Source organism: Thiohalocapsa sp. (assembly GCF_019695415.1).
GTDB lineage: Bacteria > Pseudomonadota > Gammaproteobacteria > Chromatiales > Chromatiaceae > Thiohalocapsa.
On sequence record NZ_JAIFKJ010000285.1, the window covers coordinates 1 to 6,467 of the forward strand.

Below are 6,467 nucleotides of genomic sequence, written 5' to 3' on the forward strand. Positions count from 1 at the left end.
CGCGCGCCCCGCCGCCCGCCCCTCCGCCTTGCGGCCGGCCCCCGCCCCCCCCGGCGCCGCCGCAGCACCGCCTTCCCCGCCGCCCCCACCCCGCGGGGGCTATAGGGCTTGCAGACGTAGGCGTCGGCGCCGAGCTCCAGCCCGAGCAGGCGGTCGATCTCTTCAACTCGGGCCGTGGCCCAGTGGAGGGGAACCGGGGAGAAGGCCCGCCTTTGCCCACAGATATCGGGCCCGTCGGTGCCCGGCAGCATCAGGTCCAGCAGGCCCAGCGCCGGTTGGTGGTCGCGGATCCAGTCCACGGCGCCCGTGCCCCTTGACAGACAGTGAGTCGCGAAGCCGGCGGTCTTGAGATAGTCCGCCAGCAGCGCGGCGAGGCGCTGTTCGTCCTCGACGATGAGAATGCGCTCGCTCATGCTGAGATGCCTCCGCTGCCGTTTCGCGTGTTGCCGGGTTGCCCGGCGTTATCGTGCGCCCGCGCGCCCCCCGCAGCGCCCCCGTCTTCCAGCGGCAGCACCAGATGCACGCGCAGGCCGCCCAGTGGCGAGGGTGCAGCCGTGATGCTACCGCCATGGGCGGCAACGATGTTGCGTGCGATGGCAAGGCCGAGGCCGGCGCCACCGGTGGCGCGGTTGCGGGAGCTGTCCACGCGATACAAGCGCTCGAAGAGCAACGGCAGGTCCACTGCCGGCACGCTCGGGGCCGTGTCGTCGAAGTCGATGTGCGCGTGGCCGCTGCGTCGGGATAGGGTCACCCGCAGCTGGCCGCCGCGGTCCGTGTAGGCCAGCGTATTCCGCAGCAGGTTGCGAAACAGCTGCGACAGGCGCTGTGTGTCGCCGTACAGAGTCCAGTCGTCCGCTGCCTCGGTGTCCGCTGCTGCCAGATGCAGGGCGATGTCGGCCTCGGCGAATTCGCCGCGGAAACTGTCCAGCTCTTCGGTCAGTAATTGGTGCAGGTCCAGCGGCGCCTTGCGATAGCTGAGTGCGCCGAGGTCGGTCATGGACAGCTCGTAGAGGTCGTCGATGAGCCGCCCGAGCCTGAGGGTATCCGCAAGCAGGGCGTCCAGGGCTGCCTTGTCCAGGGGCCGTACGCCGTCCTGCATGGCCTCGAGGTCGGCGCGGAGCAGCGACAGGGGGGTGCGCAGCTCGTGGGCAATGTCGGCTGCCCATTGTCGCCGGGCCTGCTCCGTTTGCGCCAAGGCCCCGGCAAGGTCGTTCAAGTCGCGCCCGAGGCGACCCAGCTCGTCGCCGCCGGTCACCGCCACGCGGGCGGCGTAGTCTCCCGCGGCGAGCCGTCGCATGGCGCGCTGGAAGGCTGCAACAGGCCGGGTCAGGCGCCCTGCGAGCGGGAAGGCTAGGAGGGCCGCCAACAGCGACACGCCCAGACCGATCAGCCATAACGCCAGGCTCTGCTGCTCGCGAAAACGCAGATCCGCAAGCTCGGTGATGGGCGGCCCCGGCAGCAGCGCCAGAGTGCCGATGGTCGCTGCGCCGTCGCGCAGCGGCGAGGACGCGGCATGCTCCAGGAGGGCTTCGCGACCATAGACGATATCGCCGTCCGCATCCAGCAGCATCAGGCGCAGCTCCAGCGGCCGCGGTGGCTTTCCTGCGGCGATGTCCGCCAGCACCCGGCGTGGCGGCCAGGCACCCGGCTCAGCGAGCAGATCCTCCCCAAGCTCTCGCAATGGCTGGTGTGCCCACGGCGGCGGTCCCCGTCGGCCGAAAGGGCGGTGGCGCGCCGGCTCATCGTCCAGCTCAGGCCCGCTCCAGCGTGGGCGGTGTCCCGCCAGGGGACCGCCCAGCAGAGTGCGGACCCACAGGCGCTTGTCCGCGGCGAGTCGCTCCCTGCCGCCGTCGCGCCGGTAGCGCTCCGCCAAACGCTCGGCGATGGCCTGCAGGCGCTCTACCTCGCGTTCCGCAGCCAGTGCCTCCAGCCCCTGCAGGAAAGACCAGCGCACGAAGCCCTGGGTGGCCACGACGGTCACCAGGCTGACGCACAGGAGCGTCAGGAACAGCTTGGCGCGCAGGGACAGTTGCATAGCAGGGCAGCGGCGACGACGCCCTCATTGTGCCCGCAGCGCCAGGCCGCCGCGAACTGTAAGATGGCATCGATGCAGGAAATGCATCCTTGGTAGCGCGCGTCATTGCGCCAACTCTGATAGACGATCATCGAGAGTCTATGACCGAGAGACCATGAACATGGACCACATCACGCGGCAACACTACGGCGTTCATCCCACGATCCACACGAACGGCATCGTGCCCAAAGGCCCGACGCTGGACTTCACCACGCCCCACGGGCGCGAGGCTCTCGATAACATCGTAGGCGGCTATGCGGGTTGAGCGCGTTCGACGCATGGACAACATGCGCTATGACATCGCGCTGAGCTCCTCCGCGATCGGCGAATCCGTGCTCAAACTGATGGTGACGCTGGTCGTCTCGCTGGGGCTGGGCATTGCCGGCATTGGAGCCGCGGAGCGGGATGCATCCGCTCAGCCAGTCCGCGTTGGGCAGGCCTTGCCCGCGCTGGGACTTACAGATCAGCACGAGCGTCCCAGCGACATCGATACCGGTACGCGCCTGGTGCTGTTCGCGCCGGACCGGGAGAGCAGCGAGCTCGCCCACCCGGTGCTGGAGGCGCTGGGCGGCAGTACGCTGGAGCAGGCCGGCATTCGCTATGTCGCGGACATCAGCGCGATGCCGCGCCTGGTGACTCGCATGTTCGCGCTGCCCAAGATGCGTGATTACAGCTATGCGATGCTGCTGGGGCGCGAGGCGCCGGACACGGCGATGTTGCCCCGGCGCGCCGGCGAGCTCACGCTGATCGAGCTTCAGGCAGGCAGGGTCACGGCCCTGCGCTTTGTCGACACGGAGACTGCCCTGAGCGCCGCGCTGAAGCCCTATCTGGACCCCTGACCTCGGCCCGACGCGGCTGGCGTGAGGATCGCTAGATCCTCCAGGCTGTTCAGGTTGGCGAAGGCGCGGGCGCCGTCGTTGAAGGTCACGACGGCGGGGTTGAGCAGGTCAAGCCAGCCTCGGACGCTGCGTCCGCCGCCAGAGAGATACGCCTCCAGGCGAGCAGCTAGGTGTGCGGGCAGCAGGGCGTGCAGCGGGTGGCGCCGCTCGCAGTCCGCGGCGATGGCGAGGTCTGCGGTAGGGTTTGCGGTGAGGGCGCTCGCGAGGCGGGCCCCTAGGTCTGCCGGCAGCCGCGGCGTGTCGCAGGGGCTGGTGAGCAGCCAGGGCGTCTGCAGGACGGCGAGCGCCGCGGCGATACCGGCCAGCGGCCCCTGGTAGCCCGCCAGTCGATCAACGATGACGCGCTCGGCCAGCGACGCATAGCGCTCGGTATTGCGGTTGGCGCTGATCCACAGCCGCCCCGCCTGCGGGCGCAGCGCAGCGGCTGTCCAGGCCACGAGCGGCCGACCGTTCAGTTCCACCAGGCCCTTGTCTCGGCCGCCCATGCGCCGCCCGGCGCCGCCCGCGAGGATCAAGCCGGTGACGTCGTTCGCGTTCATGAGGCGCCATAGGTGTTGCAGAGGCTTATGCCGCGCTGCGCTGTCGCGCTTCCTCGCGTCAACACGAAGCTACGGGGCAAGCCGCTCGACGCGCCAGCTGCCATCCGCGCGCGTGTAGCGGAAGCGATCGTGCAGCCGGCTCTCGCGGCCCTGCCAGAACTCGATGCTCTCGGGTGCCACGCGGTAGCCGCCCCAGAAGTGCGGCAGCGGGATCTCACCGTCGCCGAAGCGGCGCTTCATCTCGGCAACCTTCTCTTCCAACAGGGAGCGTGAGCTGATGCACCGGCTTTCAGGCGACGAACAGGCACCGCTGCGGCTGCCCCGCGGGCGGGTGGCAAAGTACTTAAGCGACTCGCGCGTGGGGATGCGCGCGGCCCGGCCCAGGATCTTCACCTGCCGCGCCAGCGCGACCCAGGGGAACAGGAGCGCGACCCGGTCGTTGCCGTCCATCTGGCGTGCCTTGCGGCTCTCATAGTTGGTGAAGAAGACGAAGCCGTCGGCGTCATAGAGCTTCAGCAGTACGGTCCGCAGGCTGGGTTGGCCGTCTGCGTCGACGGTGGCGAGCGACATGGCGTTCGGCTCCGGCAGTCGGGCGTCGATGGCCTGCTGATACCAAAGCTGGAACTGATCGATGGGGTCCGCCGCCAGCGCATCGCGATCGAGCCCGTCCGTCATGAATTGCTCACGCAGCCTAGCCGGGTCCGCGACGATATCGGTAGGGGACGCGAGATAGTCCTTTGAGGGGGGCATGGGCGGTCACCGTTGGCTGCCTTGGGAGCGCAGAAATGGCGACCGGAGCAGCAGGGCAAAAGTGCGGGGCACTGCGCGCAGTGCCGATGCTCCACTGAGCACGCGAGCGCGGAGCAAAGAACATCGCCAGCCGGTCATCGCGATCTGCGCGGCATTTCGCTAGCCCAGCCTATGGCTGGGTACAAGCCGGCGGGTCTGCGCTAGAGGCGCCGAGCCCGAGTGGCTCCTCAGCCGACTGGGCCCTCAGCTATCTCGGCTGAGCATGGCGTCGATCTCAGCGACTGCCGCGGCCCAGTCGTCTTCCTCGTGCCCCGGCGCGAAGCCGCGCTTTTCGGCGCGATAGTACGCGGCCTCTTGGATCATCCGGTAGCGCTCTTCCGGTGTGACCTCGCTGACCGGCTTCAGGGTGACGGCTCGGTCCGGTAGCGGCGGCCGCGGGGCCGCTTTGGGTGCGGGGGCCTTTTTTGCCACAGCCTTCTTCGCGATCGCTTTCTTGGCCACGGTCTTCTTGGTAACCGGTGCGGCCGCTGCTGTGGCCGAAACCTTCTTGGTGGCGGCCTTCTTCGCAACGGTCTTTTTCGTGACCGGCTCGATCGGGGCGGCCGGTGCCTGCTTGGCCGCAGCGGCCTTCTTCGCGGTCTTCTTGGTTACGACCTTCTTGTCCTCAGCCATCGTTGCTCACTCGCCTCGGGTTTTGGGGGAAAAAGCTCGCAGCCGCAACCGTCTGGTACCGCCATGGCGCCACCTGCACCGCCGTCGGCCTTTAGAGTGAAGAATACACGACCAAGGCGCCGAGCCGAATACCGCAGTGCAAGCCACGGGCGCTCGTCATGGTGCAGCGCGTTCTACAACCGGTGGCGAGCTGGATGTTCAGCTCATGCCCCACTCGAACGGCGAGCGCAGGGCCGGCGACGGGCTGCTCGTGCGCGCTATTCTTCTCGCAGAGCCTGCGCCGGCGCCGCTCGCGCCGCCCGCAGCGCTGGGTAGAGGCCGGCGAGCATGGCCGCTACCCAGGCCAGCAGCACGCCGGAAGCCAGCGTGTCCGGGGTCAGGCGCATGGGCATGGTCCAGCCGAAGGAGCGCAGGTTGATCACCTGAATCAGCAGGTCGCCCATGGCGACGCCGAGGGGGATGGCGAGCAGGCCGGCGGCGACGCCCATGAGCGAGGTCTGGAGCATGATCAGCAGCCGCAGCTGCCCGCGGGTCATGCCGGTGGCACGCAGCACGGCGTAGTCCTTGGCGCGCTCCAGCTCCAGGGCCATCAGCGCGCTCAGGATACCGACGAAGGCGACGCCGATGGCCAAGAGCCGTAGCACCTCGGTGATGGTGAAGGTGCGGTCGAAGATTTCGAGCGAGAGCTCGCGGATGCCGCGGTTGGTCTGCACCGCCGCCGGCGGCTCCAGGGTCGCGGCGATGGCCTCGACACGGGCCTCCACCGCCTTTGCATCAGCGTTTTCGCTGAGCACGATGCCTATGGACGCCGTGCCCGGGTCGTCCCAGAGGCGAGCGTAGACGGACTTCGGCAGGATTACGGTGCCGCTGTCGGTGCCATAGTCCTGAAAGACGGCACCGATCTGGAACGTCTGCCAGCCGCGGGCGGTGAAGAGCTCGATGCTGTCGCCGACGGCGACATCCTGGCGGTAGGCGTACGGCTCCGAGACCAATGCCAGCTCGCCCGCTTCCCAGCGCGGCCAGAGGCCGTTTGCCGTCTCGCCCCGGAAGCGGAATCCCCGCGGGCGCCCGGCGCTGGAGGTGAGTGCCAGCACCCGCATCTGCCCATCGCGGGTCTCCACCCGGCGCGAGCGGCCCTGGCTCACGGCCTCGACATCGGGCAGCGCCAGCAGCTCGTCGGCCAGGCCCGCCGGCAGCGATGACAGGTTGTCGGCGCCGCCGCTCTCATCGGTGGCGATGTAGATGTCGCTGGTCAGGGTGTGCTCCAGCCAGTCCGACACACTGACCCGGAAGCTGCCGATCATGATGCCGACACCGACGGTGGCCGCCACCGCCACCGCGAGTGCCGCCACCGCGAGCCCGGAGCGGGTGATGCTCGCCGTGATGCCCCGCGCCGCGAGCCGGCCGACGCTGCCGAAGAAACGGCCGAACAGTGGCGTCGTCAGTGCCGCGAGCAGGCGCACGACGAGCGGCATGCCGAGGCTCGCGCCGACGATGACGAGAAACAGCGCGACGAAGCCCCAGGTCATGGAC

General features: G+C 69.0%; 8 protein-coding genes. 2 read left to right on the top strand and 6 right to left on the bottom strand.

Going from position 1 to position 6,467, the window contains the following annotated elements; translation table 11 throughout:
- Positions 1 to 413: response regulator (locus I6U14_RS08135; RefSeq protein WP_296898349.1), on the bottom strand; the 413-nt coding region annotated here is incomplete at its 3' end.
- Complete coding sequence (locus I6U14_RS08140; protein WP_296898350.1) at positions 410 to 2,035, bottom strand: ATP-binding protein; 1,626 nt, start codon at positions 2,033 to 2,035, stop codon at positions 410 to 412. The genes I6U14_RS08135 and I6U14_RS08140, both read right to left, overlap by 4 nt.
- A 154-nt stretch (positions 2,036 to 2,189) precedes the next feature.
- Between I6U14_RS08140 and I6U14_RS08145 the strand changes: the two genes are divergently transcribed.
- Both I6U14_RS08145 and I6U14_RS08150 read left to right on the top strand, forming a co-directional pair.
- The gene (locus tag I6U14_RS08145; RefSeq protein WP_296898351.1) at positions 2,190 to 2,339 is read left to right on the top strand and encodes a hypothetical protein; all 150 of its coding nucleotides are present in this window, start codon (positions 2,190 to 2,192) and stop codon (positions 2,337 to 2,339) included.
- Between the two features lie 22 nt (positions 2,340 to 2,361).
- Positions 2,362 to 2,913: a hypothetical protein gene (locus I6U14_RS08150; RefSeq protein WP_296898352.1), complete on the top strand. Its 552-nt coding sequence runs from the start codon at positions 2,362 to 2,364 to the stop codon at positions 2,911 to 2,913.
- On the opposite strand, the gene mobA is transcribed toward I6U14_RS08150, so the two are convergent.
- From mobA to I6U14_RS08170, 4 genes are all read right to left on the bottom strand, one after another.
- On the bottom strand, positions 2,898 to 3,512 hold the full coding sequence (gene mobA, locus I6U14_RS08155; protein ID WP_296898354.1) for a molybdenum cofactor guanylyltransferase MobA: 615 nt from the start codon (positions 3,510 to 3,512) through the stop codon (positions 2,898 to 2,900). The genes I6U14_RS08150 and mobA overlap by 16 nt on opposite strands.
- A gap of 69 nt (positions 3,513 to 3,581) precedes the next feature.
- A complete protein-coding gene (gene pdxH / locus I6U14_RS08160) occupies positions 3,582 to 4,223 on the bottom strand; it encodes a pyridoxamine 5'-phosphate oxidase (protein ID WP_296898360.1) in 642 nt (213 codons plus the stop codon).
- Between the two features lie 282 nt (positions 4,224 to 4,505).
- The gene (locus tag I6U14_RS08165; RefSeq protein ID WP_296898357.1) at positions 4,506 to 4,934 is read right to left on the bottom strand and encodes a DUF2934 domain-containing protein; all 429 of its coding nucleotides are present in this window, start codon (positions 4,932 to 4,934) and stop codon (positions 4,506 to 4,508) included.
- 257 nt (positions 4,935 to 5,191) lie between these two features.
- On the bottom strand, positions 5,192 to 6,467 hold a 1,276-nt coding region (locus I6U14_RS08170; RefSeq protein ID WP_296898358.1), incomplete at its 5' end, for an ABC transporter permease.

Bases quoted from the DNA above. Each gene is read 5' to 3' on its own strand.
- I6U14_RS08145 (WP_296898351.1), top strand. From the start codon at position 2,190: ATGAACATGGACCACATCACGCGGCAACACTACGGCGTTCATCCCACG.
- I6U14_RS08150 (WP_296898352.1), top strand. From the start codon at position 2,362: ATGCGCTATGACATCGCGCTGAGCTCCTCCGCGATCGGCGAATCCGTG.
- I6U14_RS08140 (WP_296898350.1), bottom strand. From the start codon at position 2,035: ATGCAACTGTCCCTGCGCGCCAAGCTGTTCCTGACGCTCCTGTGCGTC.
- mobA (WP_296898354.1), bottom strand. From the start codon at position 3,512: ATGAACGCGAACGACGTCACCGGCTTGATCCTCGCGGGCGGCGCCGGG.
- I6U14_RS08165 (WP_296898357.1), bottom strand. From the start codon at position 4,934: ATGGCTGAGGACAAGAAGGTCGTAACCAAGAAGACCGCGAAGAAGGCC.